Consider the following 19,490-nt stretch of genomic DNA (forward strand, 5'->3'; position numbering starts at 1 on the left):
CGTGAATCTTCGAGGTTCGAGGGATGCGACGGCGTTGACCAGGATCGCACACTTCACAGACGCTTCATTTCGCGGTGTCAACGGCATCGCGGCCTCCATCAGGCTGCTGACCGGCATGCTGGGCCGGCGCGGCCACGAAACCGTCGTGGTGACCACCGGTCCACTGTGGAAAGCGCCGGTGGGCGATGGCGTCATCTCCGTGCCATCGATGCCGACGGGCATGGGCGACTTCCGGTTCGCGCTGGCACCGATACGCTCGATGCGCGACCGAGTGCGCGAGTGGCGGCCAGACGTCGCGCACGTGCACACTCCCGGCCCGCTCGGTGCCGCGGGGCTGACCGTGGCGCGGCAGCTCGGCGTGCCAGCGGTGTACACGTACCACACCGACATGCACGGGTATGCCGAGCACTACTACATCCCGACACTCATCGTCCGTGCCGGCACCGCTCTGTACGGGCGTCACCTGCGGCGCGGCCCGAGAGGCCGGCTGCTGAACACGTACGATGCGATCGAGGAAGCCAACGCGCGCGTCTTCGACGCGGCGCACGTCATCGTCGCGCCGACCGCGGGCGCCCTGCGTCGCTGCCGGATGGACGGTTTCGCCGATCGGGTACGCGTTATCGCCACCCCCGCGAGCCTCCCGCCGGCCGCCATGACCGGTGCCGAGTTCCGGGCCCGCCACGGCATCGCGCGGGACGCCTCGGTGGTGCTCTTCGTCGGGCGGCTCTCCGCCGAAAAGGGCATCAAGCTGTTGATAGAGGCGTTCGCGCTCGTGCGACAGCGGGTGCCCGCCGCGACGCTGCTACTCGTCGGGCCGAGCGATGGACGGCTCCGCCTGCGGCGCCTGCTCGACCGGTCGGGCCTGGCGGCGCACACGGTCACGACTGGCGCGCTGGGCGGTGCCGACGTGCACGCCGCCTACGCGGCCAGCGACGTGTTCGCGTTTCCGTCCGCGACCGACACCCAGGGCATCGTGCTGCACGAGGCTTCCCTCGCGGGCGTACCCATCGTGATGACCGATCGGCTGCTGCACGCCAGCCATCCGCTCGCCGGCGCCATGTGCCTCACCGAGCCGGCGCCGGAAGCCTTCGCCGCGAGCCTTGCCGCGCTGCTCACGGCGCCCGCCGAGGCGAGACACCGCGGGCAGCACGGCCGCTCCATCGCCGAGCGGTCCACATCGGACCGTTTCGTCGACGAAACCCTCGAGGCGTACCGCGACGCCGTTACCAGCGCAGCGGAAGGGTCGCGATGAAGGCTTCGAGGCGGTCGGCGATGAGCTCGTGGTCGTGCGCTGACGGGTGCCAGTGGCAGCCGAGGTGGTCGAGGCCGGTGTCCTCGTAGTACCAGTAGCGCACGCGGTTGTCGCCCTGGGCGTTCCGGTCGGCGACCACCTGTTGCGCGGCGTCCGCGAACGCGGTGGTGTTCCACAGATAGGTCGCGCTCACCACGATGGTGGTGTGCCGGCCGTACCGCGCGCGAAGCTTGTCGAGGAAGCCCTGGTACGCCGTGCGGTAAGCGGCGATGAGGCTTTCCGGCGTCCACGCCTCGCCCGGGTTGATGGCGGTGGAGAAATCGTTGATGCCCAGCCCCACGACCACGAGCTGCGGCCGCCACGAACGCGGCTTCTGCCAGACGTCGCCGTCGACGCTCAGCAGCGCCCGATCGTAGTACGTGCGGTAGTCGGTGCCCGGCGTGTGGCCGTTGTAGTTGCGCACCATGCCGAGGCCGGAGAACGCGTTGATCTGATAGTCGGCGCGCAGGCGCCGGGCGGTGATGGCGCCGAAGCTGAGATCGGCGTTGGTGGTGCGAGCGACCTCGTCACCGGTGCACTCCCGAGTGGTCGACATGTTGCCGTAGCCGACCGTGTAGGAGTCGCCGATAAACTCGATCTGCCGGCCGCGCGCCGCCGGCTTGCCGAGGATCGCGCCGCCGGGCGCGGCCACGAAACCACCGAACTCGCTGACCATCCACGGGCTTTCGGTGCGCTTGACGAGCCGCACCGTGTGCGCGCCCCGGGGCAACCCGGTGACCCAGTGCGTGATGTGGCCGGGCTTCACGAGCGTGTCGACGGTCGCGCCGTCGACCTGTACCTCGTAGTCATTGTCGGTGTCGTTCAGCACGACGCCCACCCCGGTGCCGCGGAACCGGCCCTCGAAGTACACGCCCGGCCAGCTGTACTGGACGGCGCCGGCGTTCACCTCGACGCGGCCGGCGGTGTGAGCCCGCGTGAGAACATGCGGCGCGCCCGCCTGCGCCTGCGGCGCTACCGCCGTCACAAGCCCAACCGTGAGCGTGCCAGCCGCGAGGACGGCGGTGAAGCGCTTCATCTGACCCCCTGAACATCGAAGCCAATGCATTTGGAAGCGCTCCCACTCCACCGCCCCACAGCCGGCTTGTCAAGACCGCGCGCGCCTTTTGCCGATCAAGGGCATTGGCATGGATCAAGGGCGAATGCACGCGGAAAAGAGACCGAACCACGTGCGTTCGCCCTTGATCGGCGGAAGCGGCGTGGCGACATGCCGTGCCGGGCCGGTCTGGGGACGATCGGGCGTCAGAGGTGGGGTGCTAGCCAGTCGAGGGTGGCGGGGGCGGCGGACAGGATCGAGATGTGGCCCTCGTCGGGGCGCAGCCACAGCTCCGCCGAGGCGATCCGTGCGGCCAGCCACTCCGAGTGTCCACTAGGGACCATCCGGTCGGCTGTGCCGTGTACAAAGAGGACTGGAACCCCGATCTTCGTGGGGTCGAAGCCCCACGGGCCGACGTTCGCCAGGTTGTCGTCGACCGTGCCGCCCTGGTCGGTGCGCGCGCCATCCGCGGCGATGCGTCCGATCCAGCCCCATTCGCCGTCGAGCGCGGCGAAGTCGGCCGGCGTGAACTGCTCGGGGTCGAATTCGCTGGCGGCGATGTGCCGTTCCAGCGCTTCACGCCCGCGGGTGGCCGCGCGCAGTTCCGCCTCTCCGGCCGCGGCGAGGCCCGCGTACCAGTCGAGGCCCTCGCTGCCAAGCGGCGCGAGCCCGGAGATGGAGACGGCGGCGAGCACGCGGTCGGGGAGCAGCGCGGCGCAGGCCAGCGCGTGCGGACCGCCGCTGGAGTGGCCCATCACCGCGAAGCGCTCGATGCCCAGTCTGTCGGCGATGGCCAACACGTGGGCCGCGGCCGACGCCATGGTGCGGCCGGGCTCGCGCGGCGAGCCGCCGTATCCGGGGCGGTCGTAGCCGATCCACCGGATGCCGTGCCGGGCGGCGGCGGGAAAGAGCGGTTCGGGCGGCGCGCCGGTGTTGGGCGTGCCGTGCAGCCAGAACAGTGCCGGTCCGGTGCCCCCGGTGTCATAGATCCGCATCCGCCCGAGCCTAGGGCGTCTCCGGCGGAACGAGGGAAGCCAAGAAAAGATATCGGGCTGCCGCGACGTCCGCCGCGCGCAGGATCGCTGCTCCCGCAGCCTCACCCTCCGCGGCTACACAACCCGCCCGGACGTAGCAGCGATATCCCTGATGTTGCGGCCTCCGAGCGCGTTTGAGCCGACAAAATCAGGGATTTTGTTGGGATCTTGAGCGTGACTGGACGCGGAGGGCGAGGCTGCGGGAGCAACGGTATGGGCCGCGACGGCCATCGCGGCAGCTCTCTCGATCAAGGGGAATCGCATCGATCAAGGGCGAATGCGCGTGGAAAGGAGATCGAACTGCGTGCATTTGGCCTTGATCGACGAAAGAGGGGGTGTGGGGCGTACGGTGGCGGCGTGAAAGGGCTTGTGCTCGGTGGGGGCGGGGTTACTGGGGTCGCCTGGGAGATTGGGGTGCTTGCGGGGCTTGCCGACGCGGGCGTCGATCTGCTTGACGCGGACATGTTCGTCGGCACGTCGGCCGGGTCGGTGGTGGCCGCGCAGGTCACGTCCGGTGTACCGCTCGCTGAGCTGTACTCGCGGCAGCTCGCCGGACCGGGCGCGGAGGTCGCCGCGCGGATCAAACTCCGCACGCTCGTCGCCGCTGGGCTCGCCATGATCGGCACCCGCGACGACCGGGCCTACCGGCGGCGGCTGGGGCGGATGGCGCTGGCCGCGCCCACCGGGCCGGCGGCCGAGCGGATCGCTCTCATCGCGAGCCGCCTGCCGGTGCACGCCTGGCCGGACAAGCGGCTGCTCATCACGGCCTGCGATGCGGACTCCGGCGAGTTCGTGGTGTTCGACCGCGACGGGGGAGTGGGCCTGGTCGAGGCGGTCGCGGCGAGCTGCGCGGTGCCGGGCGTGTGGGCTCCGGTACCCATTGGAGAGCGCCGTTTCATCGACGGCGGGATGCGGTCGCCCGCGAACGCCGACCTGGCCGACGGCGCGGGCTCTGTCGTGGTGATCGCGCCGATCGCGCGCGGCGGCGGCCGGATCGCGCGCCTGTCCGACCAGGTGGCGGCGTTGCGCCGCACCGCGCGGGTCGCGGTGGTCATGCCCGACCGCGCCGCGCGCCAAGCGATCGGCCGTAACGTGCTCGACCCGGCGCGGCGGGCACCGGCCGCCCGTGCCGGAAAAGAGCAGGGGCTCGCGGTGGCAGAGCAGATAGCGCGCGTCTGGACGCCTTGACAGGCGCTCAAGACATCCATAGCCTTCGCATCATTGTATCGTTTCAGCCCTCTCACGAATGCCGAGGAGCATTGGGCATGAATCCTCGCGCCATATTGACAATTCCGACTCTTATCGCATTAGTTCTCGGCGTTCCCGGCACCGCCGCCGGCGCGCCCGCGAACGAATCCCGTCACGCCGTCCAGCTCGAAGAGCTCGACCGCGGCCTGGTCGCCGCCGCGACCACCGAGGGCGTCTTCCTCAGCTGGCGGCTGCTCGGATCCGAGGTCACCGGAAACACCGCGACCGGCATGGCCGGTCCGGCATTCAACGTGTACCGCAACGGAAAGCGCATAGCGACCGTCACGGACAGCACGAACTACATCGACACCGCTGCCGAGCCCGGCGCCCGCTACCGGGTCGCACCGGTCGTAAAGGGGCGCGAGGGCGACCGCAGCGCACCCGTCACGGCCTGGACCAACGGGTACTACGACCTGCCGCTGCGCAAACCAGCCGATGGCGTGACCCCGGCCGGCGAGGCGTACACGTACGCGGCCAACGACATCAGCGTCGGTGACGTGGACGGCGACGGGCAGTACGAGTACGTGGTGAAGTGGGACCCGTCGAACTCCAAGGACGTGTCGCAGGTCGGATACACCGGCAACGTCTACATCGACACGTACCGGTTCGACGGCACCCTGCTCAACCGCATCGACCTCGGCGTCAACGTGCGGGCCGGCGCGCACTACGCGCAGTTCCTCGTGTACGACTTCGACGGCGACGGCCGCTCCGAGATGATGTTCAAGACGGCGCCGGGCACCAAGGTGATCCGGTACGACCGGGCCGGCAACGTGGTCTCCGAGAAGTACATCACGATGCCGGCGGCGGACATCCGTGCCGGATACACGCACAAAGACGACTACCGCATGAGCGCGGCGGACTACTACCAGTACGTCGTCGACATGTTCCTTGGCTGGCACGAGCACCCCGAGGTGGTCGCCGGACGGTGGCCCGCGACGCTGGAGCAGGCGTTCGGCACGACGCCGCAGTACCAGTACCCGCTGTCGCGCGCCGACGCGGAGGCGCTCGCCAACTACTTCATCGACGTGTACGCGCCGAGCCGCAGCACCCGCAACGCGCTGCGGAACTTCCAGGGCTTCATCGTCACCGGACCCGAGTACCTGACCGTGTTCCAGGGCGCGACCGGGCGCGAATTGCAGACCATCCGGTACAAGCCGGGCCGGTCCGACGACGGGCTCCTGTGGGGCGACTACGCGATGGCGCGCATCGAGCCGGGCAACCGGGTCGACCGGTTCCTCGCCGGCGTCGCGTACCTGGACGGCAAGCACCCGTCGGCGATCTTCGCCCGCGGCTACTACACCCGCACTACCCTCGTCGCGTACCGGTGGAACGGGAACCGGCTGGTCGAGCAGTGGTTCGTCGACAGCGGTTGGGTGCCGATGACGAACCCGTTCAACGACAGTCCACACGGGCGCGACGGCACGAATCCGGAGTACGCGACGATCACCACGCAGGGCGATCACACGCTGAGCGTGGCCGACGTGGACGCCGACGGGAAACAGGAGATCGTGTACGGGGCGGCCACCTTCGACGACGACGGCAGCCTCCTGTACAGCTCATTCGATGTCATGCCACCCGGCAGTGCCACGCCCGGCGTGGTCGCCCGGCTCGGACATGGCGATGCTTTGCATGTCACCGACATCGACCCGAACCGCCCCGGCCTGGAGATCTACGGGGTGCACGAGGGCGGCACGTTCGCGCCGTACGGCCACGCCATGCGCGACGCGGCCACCGGCGAGGTCATCTTCGGCGACTACACCGGCCGCGACACCGGGCGCGGCATGATCGGCGACGTACTGCCGGAGGTACCCGGCCTGGAAGCCTGGCCCGCCATGCCGCCCAACGCGGCCGACCTGGGTATCGGACTCTTCTCGGCAGACGGTGACCTGCTCGCGCCCACCACGCCCGGCACCAACATGAGCATCCGCTGGGCGGCCGACCTGACCACCCAGATCGTTACCGGCGCGTTCGGCACGACGGACACGCTGCCGAGGATCCAGGACTGGCGGCGCGGCACGGTGCTCACTGCAACCGGGACGTACACGAACAACTTCACCAAGGGGAATCCTGGCCTGGTCGCGGACGTGTTCGGCGACTGGCGTGAGGAGTTGCTCCTGCGTACCGAGGACAGCACCGCCGTGCGGATCTACCTCAGCACCGAGGTGACCGGCCACAAGATGTACACGCTCATGCACGACCCGCAGTACCGGGTCGACATCGCACGGCAGCAGACCGGCTACAACCAGCCGGCGTATCCGGGCTTCTACCTGGCATCCGACACCGATTGGTCGAAGGTGCCCGTGCCCACCACGGCTCGCGGTCTGTAAGGGGCCTTACACGAGAATGTCGGGCTGCGCCGTTACGCTGGCGCCGTGACTGCGCAGCCCGAGACCGTGTACGGCGCCGATGACCTCACCCACCTGGAGGGGCTCGACGCCGTTCGCAAGCGACCCGGCATGTATATCGGGTCCACCGACAGCCGCGGCGTCAACCACCTCCTCAACGAGATCGTCGACAACTCGACCGACGAAGGTGTCGCGGGTCACGCCGCCCGCGTCGAGGTGACCCTGCACGACGACGGCTCGGTGCAGGTCGACGACGACGGCCGAGGCATTCCCACCGATGTGCACGCCAAGTCCGGTCTGTCCGGCGTCGAGCTCGTGCTGACCCGGCTGCACGCCGGCGGCAAGTTCGGCGGCTCGGGATACAAGACCTCCGGCGGTCTGCACGGCGTCGGCGCCTCGGCGGTCAACGCGCTGTCCAGCAGGTTCGACGTCACCGTGCGGCGCGCCGGCAAGGTGCACCAGATGACGTTCCAGCGTGGCGTGCCCGAGGCCAGCCTGCAGGTCGTCCGGAAGATGAAGGCCAGCGAGTCCACGGGCACCTCGATCCGCTACTGGCACGACGCGCGTTACTTCGAGAGCGGTGCCGCCCTCGACCTCGACGCCGTCCGCGCCAAGCTGCGCAACACCGCGTTCCTCGTGCCGGGCGTCACCTATGTGCTGCGCCACCCCGAGGGCGAAGAGTCGTTCGTGGCGCCAAACGGCCTGGTCGACATGGTCGACTTCCTCGCGCCGGCGGGCGACCGCCCGGTCTGCGACACGCTCGTCATCAACGGTTCCGGCACATACCGGGAAAACGCCGCCGACGAAAACGGCGTCATGCAGTCCAACGTGGAGCGGCGCGCCGAGGTCGAGGTCGCGCTCCGCTGGGGCACCGGCTACGAGCGCACCGTCGAGTGCTTCACCAACACGATCCGCAACATGCACGGCGGCACCCACCGCAAGGGCTTCGACCGGGCGGTCGTGCGGGCGCTGGTCGAGGCCATCCGCAACACCCGAGGGCTGCTCCGCCCGAAGGAAGACCCGCCGGTCCTCGACGACGTGCTCGAAGGCATGACCGCGGTCATCCACGTGCGCATCCCCGAGCCGCAGTTCACCTCGCAGACCAAGGACGAGCTGTCCACCGCCGGCATCACCAAGGTGATCCAGTCGGTGGTCGACCAGCACGTCAAGGCGTGGGTCGACGCGCGCAAGACCAAGACCGAGGCGCGCACGGTCCTCCAGAAGATCGTCGACGCGGCCCGGGTGCGCCTCACCCAGAAGCAGCAGAAAGACGCCGCGCGGCGCAAGACCGCGCTCGAAGGCGCGGCGATGCCGGCCAAGCTCGTCGACTGCCGCTCGACCGGCGTCGAACGCAGCGAGCTGTTCATCGTCGAGGGCGACAGCGCCCTGGGCACCGCGCGCCTGGCGAGGTCTTCCGAGTACCAGGCGATGCTGCCGATCCGCGGCAAGATTCTGAACGTCCAGAAGGCGACCATGCAGCAGGTGCTCGACAACGTCGAGTGCTCCGCGATCGTGCAGGTGCTCGGCGCCGGCTCGGGCCGCACCTTCGACATCGGCTCGATGCGGTATGGCCGGGTGCTCATCATGGCCGACGCCGACGTCGACGGTTCGCACATCCGCACGCTGCTCATCACGCTGTTCGCCAAGTACATGCGCCCGGTCATCGAGGCCGGCCGGCTGTACGCCGCGATGCCGCCCCTCCACAAGATCGTCACCAAGGGGCGCGACCCGCAGACCCGCTACACGTACACGCAGAACGAGATGCTGAGCACCGTCGCGCGCCTGGAAAAGGCCGGCAAGCAGATCGTCAGGCCGATCCCGCGGTTCAAGGGTCTCGGCGAGATGAACGCCGACGAACTGTGGGACACCACGATGAACCCGGCCACCCGCTCGGTACGCCGCATCACCCTCGACGACGTCGACGCGGCCGAGCGCGTGCTCGAGCTGCTCATGGGTGACGCTGTCCCGCCGCGCCGCTCGTGGCTGATCGACTCGTCCAGCCGGGTCGACGAAGAGATGATCGACGCGTGAGGAGCGCACGGTAAATGGCACGCCGTAAAGGCCCGCAGCAAAAGGCCGACCTGGCCGCGTTCGACCAGGCGGGCGCGCACGTCCACGACAACCCGCTCGTGCGCGAGGTCGAAGACTCCTATCTGGAGTACGCCTTCTCGGTCATCCACTCCCGCGCGCTGCCCGACGCGCGCGACGGGTTGAAGCCGGTGCACCGCCGCATCCTGTACTCGATGAGCGAGCAGGGCCACCGCCCCGATCGCGGCTACGTCAAGTCCGCACGCGTCGTCGGTGACTGCATGGGTAAGTACCATCCGCACGGGGATGGCGCCATTTACGACGCTATGGTGCGGCTTGCCCAGGACTTCTCGCTCAACGTGCCGCTCATCGACGGGCACGGCAACTTCGGATCGCCAGACGATGGCCCGGCCGCGTCGCGATACACCGAGGCCCGCATGTCCCGCGAGGCGATGCTGCTCGTCGGCGAGCTGGGCGAGGGCACCGTCGACTTCAAGCCCAACTACGACGGGTCGCTCGAAGAGCCCAAGGTGCTGCCGGCGGCGTTCCCCAACCTGCTGGTCAACGGCACATCGGGCATCGCGGTCGGCATGGCCACCAACATGATCCCGCACAACCTCGCCGAGGTCATCGCGGCGACCCGCTGGCTGATCAACCACCCCGACGCGACGCTTGACAAGCTCATGCAGTTCGTGCCCGGCCCCGACCTGCCCACCGGCGGCCTCCTGCTGGGCCTCGACGAGGTGCGCAAGGCGTACGAGACCGGGCGCGGCGTGGTGCGGATGCGCGGCAAGGTGGAGATCGGTCCGCTGGAGGGCAGCCGCGGCCGGCAGGCCATCACGGTGACCGAGCTGCCGTACGGCATCGGCGCCGAGAAGGTCATCGAGAAGATCACCGACGAGGTCAACAAGACGAAGCGACTGCAGGGCATCGCCGACGTCAAAGACCTCACCGATCGGGAAAACGGCACCCGGCTGGTCATCGAGTGCAAGGTCGGCGTCAATCCGCAGGCGCTGCTGGCTGACCTGTACCGGTTGACGCCGCTGGAGCAGTCGTTCGGCGTCAACAACCTCGTACTTGTCGACGGGCAGCCGCAGACCCTCGGGCTCAAGCAGCTGCTCGAGGTCTTCCTCGCCCACCGCTACGAGGTCATCACCCGGCGCACCACCTTCCGCCGGCGTAAGCGGCAGGAGCGGCTGCACCTCGTCGAGGGCCTGCTCATCGCGCTGCTCGACATCGACAAGGTGGTCCGGCTGATCCGGGCGAGCGAAAACGCGCAGGACGCCAAAGACGGCCTGATGCGGCAGTTCAAGCTCTCCGAGATCCAGGCCACCTACATCCTCGACACGCCACTGCGCCGGCTGACCAAGTTCGACCGGCTGGAGCTGGAGACCGAGGGCGAAAAGCTGCGCGGCGAGATCGCCGAGCTGTCTGCGATCCTCGACGACGAGTCGGTGCTGAAGAAGGTCGTCTCCGACGAGCTGGCGAAGATCTCCAAGGAGTTCGGTTCCGAGCGGCGCACCACGCTGATCGACGGCGACCTCAAGGTGACCCTCGCGGCGTCGGTGCCCGCCGGGCCGCTGGAGATCGGCGACGACCCGTGCCAGGTCATCCTCTCCGCTACCGGTCTCGTTGCCCGCACGGCTGTCGAGTCCGAAGAGGCGCCGGAAGGCCGCAGCCGCAAGGGCCGGGTCAAGCACGACAGCGTCCGCGCGCTCGTTCACTCGACCGCACGCGGCCGGGTGCTGCTGGTCACCAATCGCGGCCGCGCCTTCAAGACCGACGTGCTGCCGCTGCCGGTACTGCCGGAGCACACCGGCACGGTGTCGCTGAGCGGCGGCATGTCCGCGTCCGAGCTGCTGCCGCTGGAGCCGGGCGAAAGGGTCATCAGCCTGGCGCCGCTGTCCGACTCCGACTCGCCCGGTCTCGCGCTGGGCACCCGGGAGGGCGTGGTCAAGGTGTGCGCGCCGGAGTGGCCCGTGCGCTCCGACGAGTTCGAGGTGATCGCGCTCCGGGAGGGCGACGAGGTGGTCGGCGCCACGTGGCTGACCGACGGCTCCGAGACACTGGTGTTCATCAGCTCCGACTCGTCGCTGCTGCGCTACGAGGCGAAGGCGGTGCGACCGCAGGGCCTCAAGGGCGGCGGTATGGCGGGCATCAACCTGGCGGCCGGTACGCAGGCGGTGTTCTTCGGCGCGATCCGCACCGACGATCCCGAGCACGGCGAGCCGGTGGTGGTCACCTCGACGGGTGCCAGCGTCAAGGTCACGCCGTTCGCCCTGTACCCGGCGAAGGGGCGCGCGACGGGCGGCGTACGGTCGCAGCGCTTCCTCAAGGGTGAGACCAAGCTGACGCTGGCGTGGGTCGGGTCTCGCCCGGCGGCCGCGACCACGACGGGCGACCCGCGCGAGCTGCCCCCGATCGACGACCGCCGCGACGGCTCCGGCTCCGCCCTGTACGGCCCCAGCTTGGTGGGCCACCTGATCGAACGCGGCTGATCAGCGGTGTGGCCGGCGGCGACGCGCGCCGCCGGCCAGGCACGTCAGCGGGATGCCAGGTACTCGAGGGCGGCCGCCATGTCGGCGCGCACCCCGGCCTCGTGCTCGGGGGTCAGCGGGCCGCGCGGCGGCCGGGTCGGTCCGCCGTAGCTGCGCCCCACGATGTCGATGCTCAGCTTGATGGCCTGCACGAACTCGGTGCGCGAGTCCCACCGGAACGCGGGCACGAGGTGGCGGTACAGCTCGCGCGCCTCGGCGATCCGGTCGGCCCGTGCCAGCTCGTACAGCTCGACCGCCTCGGCGGGGAACGCGTTCGGGTACCCGGCGAACCACCCGACCGCCCCGTTGACCAGGCTCTCGAAGAGCAGGTCGTCGGCGCCCGCGATCACGTCGATGTCGCAGCGTTCCCGGATCTCGTACACGCGGCGCACGTCACCGGAGAACTCCTTGATCGCGACCACGTTCGGTATCGAGGCCAGCTTCGCCACCAGCGACGGCACCAGGTCGACCTTGGTGTCGATCGGGTTGTTGTACATCATGATCGGCAGCCCGACCTCGGCCACCCGCGAGTAGTGCTCGATCACCTCAGCCTCGGACGCCCGGTACAGGGTGGGCGGTAGCAGCAGTACCCCGTCGGCCCCGTCTTCCTTGGCGAGCTCGGCCCAGTGCTTGGCCTGGTGCCAGCCGACCCCGTGCACCCCGGCGACGACGAGCCCGCGCCCGCCGACCGTCTCGACCGCCACCTGTACGACCTTGCGGCGTTCGGCGTCGGTGAGCGACGAGTACTCGCCGAGCGAGCCGTTGGGGCCGACGCCGCGGCATCCGTTGCTGATCAGCCAGTCGCAGTGCGCCGCGAAGCGCTCGTAGTCGACGGCGAGGCCGCCGGGTGCGCCAGGGTCGGGGGTGAACGGAAGCGTGGTGGCGACGATGACGCCGCCCAGGTCCATGGTCATTCTCCCAGGATGGCGGCGAATCGCCGTTCCGCCAGGTCGAGTTGGTCGGCGATGTGCCGCTTGGCGTCGTCGTCGAGCGGCGTATCCGCCCGGCCGACCAGTTCGCGCAGGATCGGCACCAGCGGCCGGTACTTGGTCGCCGCCCGGTGCACCTTCGGTCCCGTGGTGTGGATGACGCCGACACCGTTGTCGGTGAAGTCGGACGCCTTGATGACCCGCGCCCACGGGTGCCGGTCGAGGCTCTCGGCGATGTGCTCGCGGTACTGCTCGTCGCTGTCGCGTCCCGGGTCGTACTCGGGGTTCGTCACCGACCGCACCAGATCGGCGACGCGCGGCCCGAAGTCGCGGGTCAGCACGGCGAGCGCGGCTTCCGTCGGGTCGGTGGGCGCACCGCCGGCCAGCGCCTCCGGGTGGTCTTCGACGGCGTCGTGCAGGAGGGCGGCCACGATGACGTCGACGTCGCGCACCCGGTAGTACGTGATGATCCTCGTCGCGACCCGCAGCAGGTGATTCAGATAAGGCTCGCGGACGCGGCGATGGTCGCGGTGCAGCCGCGACGCGAGCTCCAGCGCCCGCTCGATCCGCACCTGATCGGCCTCGTCGAATCGCTCGATCTCCAAAGCGAACCGCCGCCGTAGTCCCTCCTCGCCGTAGACCTCCGTGATCGCGTGCAGCGGCAGACTCAACAGGTACGTCGGGTTGGCGTCCTCCATGCAGCCTGTCTACACGATCGCCACCAATCGCGGTGGCCGCCCGACTCTGGGCGGGACAGACTGAGAGGGTGAAGCTGGGAATCCACTACTGGATCTACTCGACCCCCGCCGACCCCGCTCAGATCGCTCCGACGCTCGCCGAAACGGAGCGCTTCGTGCGGCCGCAACTGGCCGAGGTCGGCTGACGCGTGGCGGTCCGGGTCTTCATCTCGTACGCCCACGACAGCGCGGAGCACATCGAACGAGTTCGCGCGTTCTGGGAGTTTCTACGCGGCTGTGGCATCGACGCGCAGCTGGACCTCGAAGCGGCCGCACGACGGCAGGACTGGCCAGAGTGGATGGAGCAGGAGCTCACCAAGGCCGACTTCGTGCTGGTGGTGGCGTCGCCTCAGTACAAGCTGCGGGCGGGTGGGCAGACCGCGCCAGGGGTCGGCCGGGGTGTACGGCACGAGAGTGTCCTCTTGCGAGAGTGGCTGTATGGCGACCGCCCGACATGGTTCCCCCGCATCCTGCCCGTCGTGTTGGCCGGCGGCAACGCCGAAGACCTGCCGGCTTTCCTGCAACCGGCGAGTGCCACCGTGTACGAGATCGCCGCCCTGTCGGTGCCAGGCGCGGAGGAACTGCTGCGGGTGCTCACCGATCAGCCGCGCGAGTTGGCGCCGGCGCTCGGCCCGATGCCGGTACTGCCGCCGCGCCGCCCGAGTGACCCGCCCCGAACGCCGCCGCCCGGCCCGCCCAAACCCGCCAACCCATCCGTGCCTCCACCTGCGCTGATCGACGAGTTGTCGGGATCTGTCACGGTCCAGTCGGAGGCGGGGCGCATGCTGCTCACCGACCTCCTCCAGGACCAACTCGGCCCGTTGCCGCTGCGCGGCCAGGTGACCGTACGAGCCTTCGCGGTCGAACTGGCCATGGCGTGCTGGCGAATCGAGGGCGGCCAGGCGGCGCTCGCGCAGGCGTTTCGGCTGCTCGAGCCAGGTGCCCACACCGACCGCCTGCTCAGTCATGCCAGCACGGTCGCGCCAGACGCTCGGTGGACGCTCATCGCTGAGCTCGTGGATGAGCTGAGCGACGTGGTCGCGCTCCAGAATGAGGGCGGCCGCCAGATCCTGGTCGAGATCGTGAGTGGGTCGCTCGGCCGCCCACTACACCTGCGCGCGCACACCGTCCGCCGCCACCAGGACATCGAATTGGTGCGCGCCTGCGTGGCCGAGCCAGGAGGAGTCGTGGCCCTGGCCGAGGCGGTTGAATGGCTTCAGCCCCGCAGTCGCGCGGCCGCCACGATCGCCCAGCTAGCCGGATTGTGACAAGCAAGGCCCAAGTAGGAGGTTAGAATGCCACCGCATCGCAGCCGGTGGATCCTTCTGATCAAGGAATAGGGCGATGTCAGAAGGCATTGAGTCCAACCTAGTCGACCTTGGCCTTGCCAGCCTGGCTGAGCTGGCCGAGATCGATAATCATGTGTTCGGGCCTGCGCTAGAGGTTCTCCTGCAGCGGGTGGACGACCCGAGTAGCAGCATCAGTGGGTATAACCCGCAGCGATTGGACTAGGGATGTCGGAAAACCTGCGAACGCCGCTGCGGCACAGTGTTCCGTGGGCGGACTTTGACGCGTTTGCGCACGGGGATGGCGACGGCTCGGGTGCCGAGCTGCTGTCCCGTACGGAGCTGAGCTGGCGAAAGCTCGGCCTGGCGGCCCTGCTGCGGGCACTGGCGACTGTGCCCGACCCGGTCGGACCGCTGGATCCGGTCGACGCGGCGTGGCGGTTGCTCGCCCGAGTGGAACGCTACGCGCCCGACGTGGTCGCGCGCCTGCTCCTGCATCCGCCCGCCGGCATCTGGGTGTCCCACACGCTTCGCCGCGCGCGCGGCTCCGCCGGTGGTGACGGGCCACTCTGGCTGGACGTGGGATACCTCCACGCCCTCGCTGCGGTGGCTGCGATCCGGGCCGGTGTCGACTTCGACATCAGGATTCCCGTACGCGCTGGCGCGGCTGTACTGCCGGGCCTCGGGTACGCCACCGTCGCCCCGGATAGCGAGTACGCCGAGGTTCGCGGCGACGGCAACACGGTCGTGGTGGCCGCCCAGGCGTCGCGCGTCACCGTGCCCCGGTCGGGGGAGGCGTCGGAGGGCTGGCAGAGCCCGCACGAGCTGACCGCCGCGGCGGGGGAGTCCCGGTTGACCATCGTGCTGGACGACGCGGACCCCTACCGTGACATGCGCCAACCGAAGCCGCCACAGCCGTTGCGCGGCTCGGACGTAGCGCGCTGGCGGCGGGTGCTCGACGACGCCTGGCGGCTGGTGGCGGAGACCCAGCCGGAGCGTGCGGTTGGTCTCGCGCGCGTGTTGACGTCGATCACGCCGTTGCCGGCGGCGGAGCGGCTGCGGCCCTTGAGTGCGTCGTGCGACGAGGCGTTCGGTGGCATCGTCGCCTCCGAGCCGGATGACGCGTTGCAGCTCGCGGCGACGCTCATCCATGAGTATCAGCACGTCAAGCTCGGTGCACTGCTCCACTTGGTCCGGCTCCACCAAGGTGACCGTAGCCGTCACCTTTACGCGGCCTGGCGCGATGACCCTCGTCCGCTCGGCGGCGTGCTGCAGGGCTGCTACGCGTTCGTCGGCATTACCAGCTTCTGGCGGGCTCGCCGCGCACGCGCTGGGCCCGATGTGGACAGGTGGCTCGCGGACTTCGAGTTCGCCCTCTGGCGTCGACAACTCATCCGGGTGCTCGACCAGGTGTCGCGGGAGCCGAGCCTGACGGAGTTGGGGCGTTCGTTCACCGGGCACCTCGTGCGTGCGGTGGGGTCGTGGCGAGACGACCCGGTCCCGGCTGCCGTCCAGTCCCAGACCGACGCGGCCGCCGATGACCACTATGGACAGTGGCGGGCCTATCATGTGCGGCCGTCGCCGGATCGGGTTGTCGCTTTGGCGGAGGCGTGGGTGAGCGGTGCCCCCGCTGGCGATGTCGATGGGTGTCGGGAGGAGACCATCCACTTCGATCCGTCGGTGCGGAGCCTGGACGCTCGGGCCGTCCTGATGCGGTTGAGAGTGCTCGATCCGGGCCTCTTCGACGCGCTCTGCAAGGATCCGGGCGATGCTGGCACCTTCGTCGCCGGCGCCGTGGCCGCCGATGTCGCTTACGTTCGCGGCGACCTACCGGCGGCCCGCCAGGGATATGTGAGGCTGCTGGCCATCGACCCGGGCGACCCGCACGCGTGGTTGGGCCTCGGGCTGACGATGTCCGCCTCCGGTGATTCAGTCGGCGGCGCGATCATCAGAGCGCCCGAGGTGGTGCGCTCGCTGGCCCTTGCAATCGCGCGCTCCGGTCAGAGCACCGACCCGGTGGATCTGACGGAGTGGTTGCGTCGGGCGTGCTAGAGCGGCATCAGGTCCATGTCGCAGTCAGCGCGTTCCCATTGGCGGGCGGCGATTGTCGCGGGATGGGCGGCCCCCAGCGTCCGTAGATACCGCGTGACGGTGTCGTTGTGCAGGGCGTACGCCTCGTCGGTCTGCCCGAGCGCGCGAAGGTCGATGGCGAGGTTCAGTGCGCCGGCCAATGTGGACGGATGGTCCTCGCCGAGTGCGCTCCGGTAGCGGGTGAGGTTGTCCTGGTCGAGGCGCCGCGCATGCTCGATGTCGCCGGTCGAGAAGAGGTCGCTCGCGAGGTTCGTGACACAGGAGAGCGTCAGGATGTGCGACTCGCCGAGGTTGTCGCGCAGCGGTGGCACGATTTCCTCGTTGATGCGCCGTGCTTCGGTCGCCTCGTCACGGAGCCTATGAATGATCGCCAAGTTGCCTGCTGCCGCGAGCGTATGCGGATGTGACTGCCCGTACACAAGCCGGTAATGGTCGTAGTTCTTCCTCGCCAGTTCGAAGGCGTCGGAGATGTCGCCGGTCAAGCGTAGGTCGAGTGAAAGATTTAAAGCCGCTGCCATCATGTCGGGGTGCACCTTGCCGAAAACAGGGTTGTGAGGGTCGTCGTTGGAAAACGCGCGGCCGTAACGGTCCAGCGTGTCTGCGGAGGTTTTACGTGCGAGTTCGTATTCCCCCGCCTTCCGCCTGCTGATCGATAGGCTGCGTGCGGTCTCAAGGGTCTCGAGATCATTCGGGCCGAGATTCTCGAGGTAGAGACTGTGTAGCTGTTCTAACTCGGCACGGGATTTGACGTAGTCGCCGAGCATCCGGCGGTCCTTTAGCACACCACGACGGGCGCGCAGGGTCTCCTCGTGGTTCTGGCCAAAGACCTGTACCTTGCGTGGGTACGTGTCTTCGTCGATGTCGCGCGCCCTCGCGAAGTCGCCGACAAGCCGAAGACTCACGGCCAGATTGTGTGCCGAGTTGAGTGTGAGCGGATCTTCATCCCCGAAGAGTCGGATGCAGCGATCGTACACGCTTTGCGACAGCTCCAGTGCCTCTCGGAACCGCCCCTCGACCCGCATATCCGAAGCCACGGCCTGAATCGCTTGCATAGTATCTTCGTGATCGTCTCCGAACTCCGGTTGTTGCTGGTAGAGCTCCAACGTCCGCTTGTTGAGCTCTTTCGCCTCGGCGTATCGGCCCACTTTGAAGAGCATGAATCCCAGCCAACGGGCGATCTCCAGGGTCTCCGCGGCAGATGGCCCAAGTCTCTGCCGCCACGCCTGATACGCCTGACTGGTCAGCGCCAGGCTGCCCGCGTGGCTTCCCCAGTAGTAAAGGAACTTCGCCTCGTTCCGGACGAGCTGTCGTACCCACGGGTCCTTGCCCTCCACCGCAGCGTTCGAAGCCAGGATGTGCGGATAGAGCTCGATGTACCGTGGCCAGTGCGAACGGTCCTCTGGGTCACCAGGATCGTTTGTCGCTAGCAGTTGATGCGCGCCGTTCAGCATGGCGCTCCGCTCGGCCGTCTCCATCCGCTCCATGAGCACCGCTTGCACCAGTCGGTGCATCTGGATGGTGTTCTTCGCGTAGTCGATGCGTGCGAGGCCGTACCGGTTGATCTCTCGGATGGCGCGTCCGAGCTGGATCGGGTCGCGTAGAGCGGCGTCCAACTCCGGGGCGATCTGCATCCGACCGGACAACAGTGTCCGGGCGATTGGCTCGGGTGCGAAAAATGCACAGAGCTGAAGTAGCCGCAGTGCTGCGGGGCGACTGCGCGCGAGGTGGTCGAGCGATACGTTCCAAGCTGCGGCGACTGGTAGCTGATAGTCGGGTGGGGGCGCTACTTCGAGCAGCTCCATCCGCTTTTCCTGGAAAAGGTCGAGGTATTCGCGTGCCGGCATACCGGTCTCCGCTAGCCAGGCTGCGGCCTGCTCGATCGCGAGGGGGAGGTCGCCGAGCGCCTCGGCCAGCGCGTTGGCGTCGGCGTGCTTTAGCTCGGGCGTCCGTCGCGTCAACAGGGCGACGCTTTCTTCCCGGCGGAAGACCGTGACCTCGACGGAGCGCGCCACGGAGGCCCACTGTGGATTGCGCGACGTCACGAGGATGTGTCCGGGACCGCCCATCGGGAAGTACTGGCGCACCGCTTCGGGGTTGTCGGCATTGTCGAAGATCAGCAGCCAGTTTCCTAACGGCTGGCCGAGCCGCAGCGCTTCGCGGACAGCGGGCACCGCGTTGGCCTCCGCACCCACCGGCAGGCCAAGCCGCTGAGCCAACTCGACCATCGCGGAGGTGACCTGTCCGAGCCGCTCGGCAGGGATCCACCAGATGACGTCGTACTCGGGCGCGTGCCGGTACACGAACTCCACGGCCAACTGCGACTTGCCGACGCCGCCCATGCCGTGCAGAGCCTCTGGCAGCACGGCCGTCGTGCCCCGGACCAGCCGGCCGTAGAGGAGGTCCAGAAGGTCGTCGCGGCCTGTAAAGTTCGGGTTGCGCGGCGGTATATTGCCAAACACTTTCGGTACGCCGGCCGGCTGCCGCTTCGGCGTCGATGGCTGCGATTTTCCTGTCTCAAGTAGGCGCTCAAGGTCGCTCGTCGTAGAGACCCGACCGAGCATTGTGGCGACCGTGTGGATCAAGGCATTGAGACTTCCGTTGCGGACACAGGCCCTGACGATGTCAAAGAGGTGAGTACGCACATTGGAATTGCTGGTGATGGTTAAATGCACGCCAGTGTCGGCGAGTGCGTTGACCAGATGCACGCGGTCCTGTTCCAGTTGAAACCTGCGTGATTCGTCTAGAATATTGACGATTTGACGGATCAGTTCCTGCTGCTCAGCACTAAGTTCGATCTTCATGGGCTGTCAGATGCGGTCCGCACCCTCTCACCCCCAACTGGTCATGGCCGGGACGTGATGGGCAATACCTTAGTGGCCGTTGGCGTCTAATGGTAAGGAGCCGGCTGTA

At 68.5% G+C, this 19,490-nt stretch carries 12 protein-coding genes; 7 read left to right on the top strand and 5 right to left on the bottom strand.

The features are described from left to right. Positions 1-34: 34 nt before the first annotated feature. Positions 35-1,252 carry a glycosyltransferase gene (locus QMG73_RS27220; protein ID WP_281900286.1) on the top strand — a complete coding sequence of 406 codons (1,218 nt, stop codon included), beginning with the start codon at positions 35-37 and terminating at the stop codon, positions 1,250-1,252. Here the strand turns inward: QMG73_RS27220 and QMG73_RS27225 are convergent. Next, positions 1,224-2,327, bottom strand: a complete 1,104-nt coding sequence (locus tag QMG73_RS27225) for an SGNH/GDSL hydrolase family protein (protein ID WP_281900288.1) — start codon at positions 2,325-2,327, stop codon at positions 1,224-1,226. The genes QMG73_RS27220 and QMG73_RS27225 overlap by 29 nt on opposite strands. Positions 2,328-2,551: 224 nt before the next feature. Beyond that, positions 2,552-3,340, bottom strand: a complete 789-nt coding sequence (locus tag QMG73_RS27230; RefSeq protein WP_281900290.1) for an alpha/beta fold hydrolase — start codon at positions 3,338-3,340, stop codon at positions 2,552-2,554. A 453-nt stretch (positions 3,341-3,793) separates the two neighbouring features. Here QMG73_RS27230 and QMG73_RS27235 point away from each other — a divergent pair, with 453 nt between their 5' ends. From QMG73_RS27235 to QMG73_RS27250, 4 genes are all read left to right on the top strand, one after another. Beyond that, the gene (locus QMG73_RS27235) at positions 3,794-4,567 is read left to right on the top strand and encodes a patatin-like phospholipase family protein (RefSeq protein WP_407676865.1); all 774 of its coding nucleotides are present in this window, start codon (positions 3,794-3,796) and stop codon (positions 4,565-4,567) included. A gap of 77 nt (positions 4,568-4,644) precedes the next feature. Further along, entirely contained in the window at positions 4,645-6,954 is a 2,310-nt protein-coding gene (locus QMG73_RS27240; RefSeq protein ID WP_281900294.1) for a rhamnogalacturonan lyase, read from the top strand. 45 nt (positions 6,955-6,999) lie between these two features. After that, entirely contained in the window at positions 7,000-9,003 is a 2,004-nt protein-coding gene (locus QMG73_RS27245; protein WP_281900296.1) for a DNA gyrase/topoisomerase IV subunit B, read from the top strand. A gap of 14 nt (positions 9,004-9,017) precedes the next feature. Further along, entirely contained in the window at positions 9,018-11,498 is a 2,481-nt protein-coding gene (locus tag QMG73_RS27250; protein ID WP_281900297.1) for a DNA gyrase/topoisomerase IV subunit A, read from the top strand. Positions 11,499-11,542: 44 nt separating this feature from the next. Here the strand turns inward: QMG73_RS27250 and QMG73_RS27255 are convergent, their stop codons facing one another. Both QMG73_RS27255 and QMG73_RS27260 read right to left on the bottom strand, forming a co-directional pair. Then, positions 11,543-12,451 (bottom strand): dihydrodipicolinate synthase family protein, encoded by a 909-nt coding sequence (locus tag QMG73_RS27255; protein WP_281900299.1) that lies wholly within the window; start codon positions 12,449-12,451, stop codon positions 11,543-11,545. Next, the gene (locus QMG73_RS27260; protein WP_281900301.1) at positions 12,448-13,164 is read right to left on the bottom strand and encodes an HD domain-containing protein; all 717 of its coding nucleotides are present in this window, start codon (positions 13,162-13,164) and stop codon (positions 12,448-12,450) included. The genes QMG73_RS27255 and QMG73_RS27260 overlap by 4 nt, the downstream gene beginning before the upstream one ends. A gap of 188 nt (positions 13,165-13,352) precedes the next feature. On the opposite strand from QMG73_RS27260, the gene QMG73_RS27265 reads away from it, so the two are divergent. After that, the gene (locus QMG73_RS27265; protein ID WP_281900303.1) at positions 13,353-14,471 is read left to right on the top strand and encodes an effector-associated domain 2-containing protein; all 1,119 of its coding nucleotides are present in this window, start codon (positions 13,353-13,355) and stop codon (positions 14,469-14,471) included. Between the two features lie 246 nt (positions 14,472-14,717). Further along, positions 14,718-16,541: an HEXXH motif domain-containing protein gene (locus tag QMG73_RS27270; RefSeq protein WP_281900305.1), complete on the top strand. Its 1,824-nt coding sequence runs from the start codon at positions 14,718-14,720 to the stop codon at positions 16,539-16,541. On the opposite strand, the gene fxsT is transcribed toward QMG73_RS27270, so the two are convergent. Then, positions 16,538-19,381, bottom strand: coding sequence for an FxSxx-COOH system tetratricopeptide repeat protein (gene fxsT / locus QMG73_RS27275; protein ID WP_281900307.1), 2,844 nt, complete (start codon positions 19,379-19,381; stop codon positions 16,538-16,540). The genes QMG73_RS27270 and fxsT overlap by 4 nt on opposite strands. Between the last annotated feature and the right edge of the window lie 109 nt (positions 19,382-19,490).

The sequence above is a fragment of the Phytohabitans aurantiacus genome (genome assembly GCF_027923225.1).
Classification (GTDB): Bacteria; Actinomycetota; Actinomycetes; order Mycobacteriales; family Micromonosporaceae; genus Phytohabitans; species Phytohabitans aurantiacus.

Excerpts from the sequence above, each read along its gene's own strand:
- QMG73_RS27225 (WP_281900288.1), bottom strand. The coding sequence starts at position 2,327 with ATGAAGCGCTTCACCGCCGTCCTCGCGGCTGGCACGCTCACGGTTGGG.
- QMG73_RS27230 (WP_281900290.1), bottom strand. The coding sequence starts at position 3,340 with ATGCGGATCTATGACACCGGGGGCACCGGACCGGCACTGTTCTGGCTG.
- QMG73_RS27240 (WP_281900294.1), top strand. The coding sequence starts at position 4,645 with ATGAATCCTCGCGCCATATTGACAATTCCGACTCTTATCGCATTAGTT.
- QMG73_RS27250 (WP_281900297.1), top strand. The coding sequence starts at position 9,018 with ATGGCACGCCGTAAAGGCCCGCAGCAAAAGGCCGACCTGGCCGCGTTC.
- QMG73_RS27255 (WP_281900299.1), bottom strand. The coding sequence starts at position 12,451 with ATGACCATGGACCTGGGCGGCGTCATCGTCGCCACCACGCTTCCGTTC.
- QMG73_RS27260 (WP_281900301.1), bottom strand. The coding sequence starts at position 13,164 with ATGGAGGACGCCAACCCGACGTACCTGTTGAGTCTGCCGCTGCACGCG.
- QMG73_RS27270 (WP_281900305.1), top strand. The coding sequence starts at position 14,718 with ATGTCGGAAAACCTGCGAACGCCGCTGCGGCACAGTGTTCCGTGGGCG.
- fxsT (WP_281900307.1), bottom strand. The coding sequence starts at position 19,381 with ATGAAGATCGAACTTAGTGCTGAGCAGCAGGAACTGATCCGTCAAATC.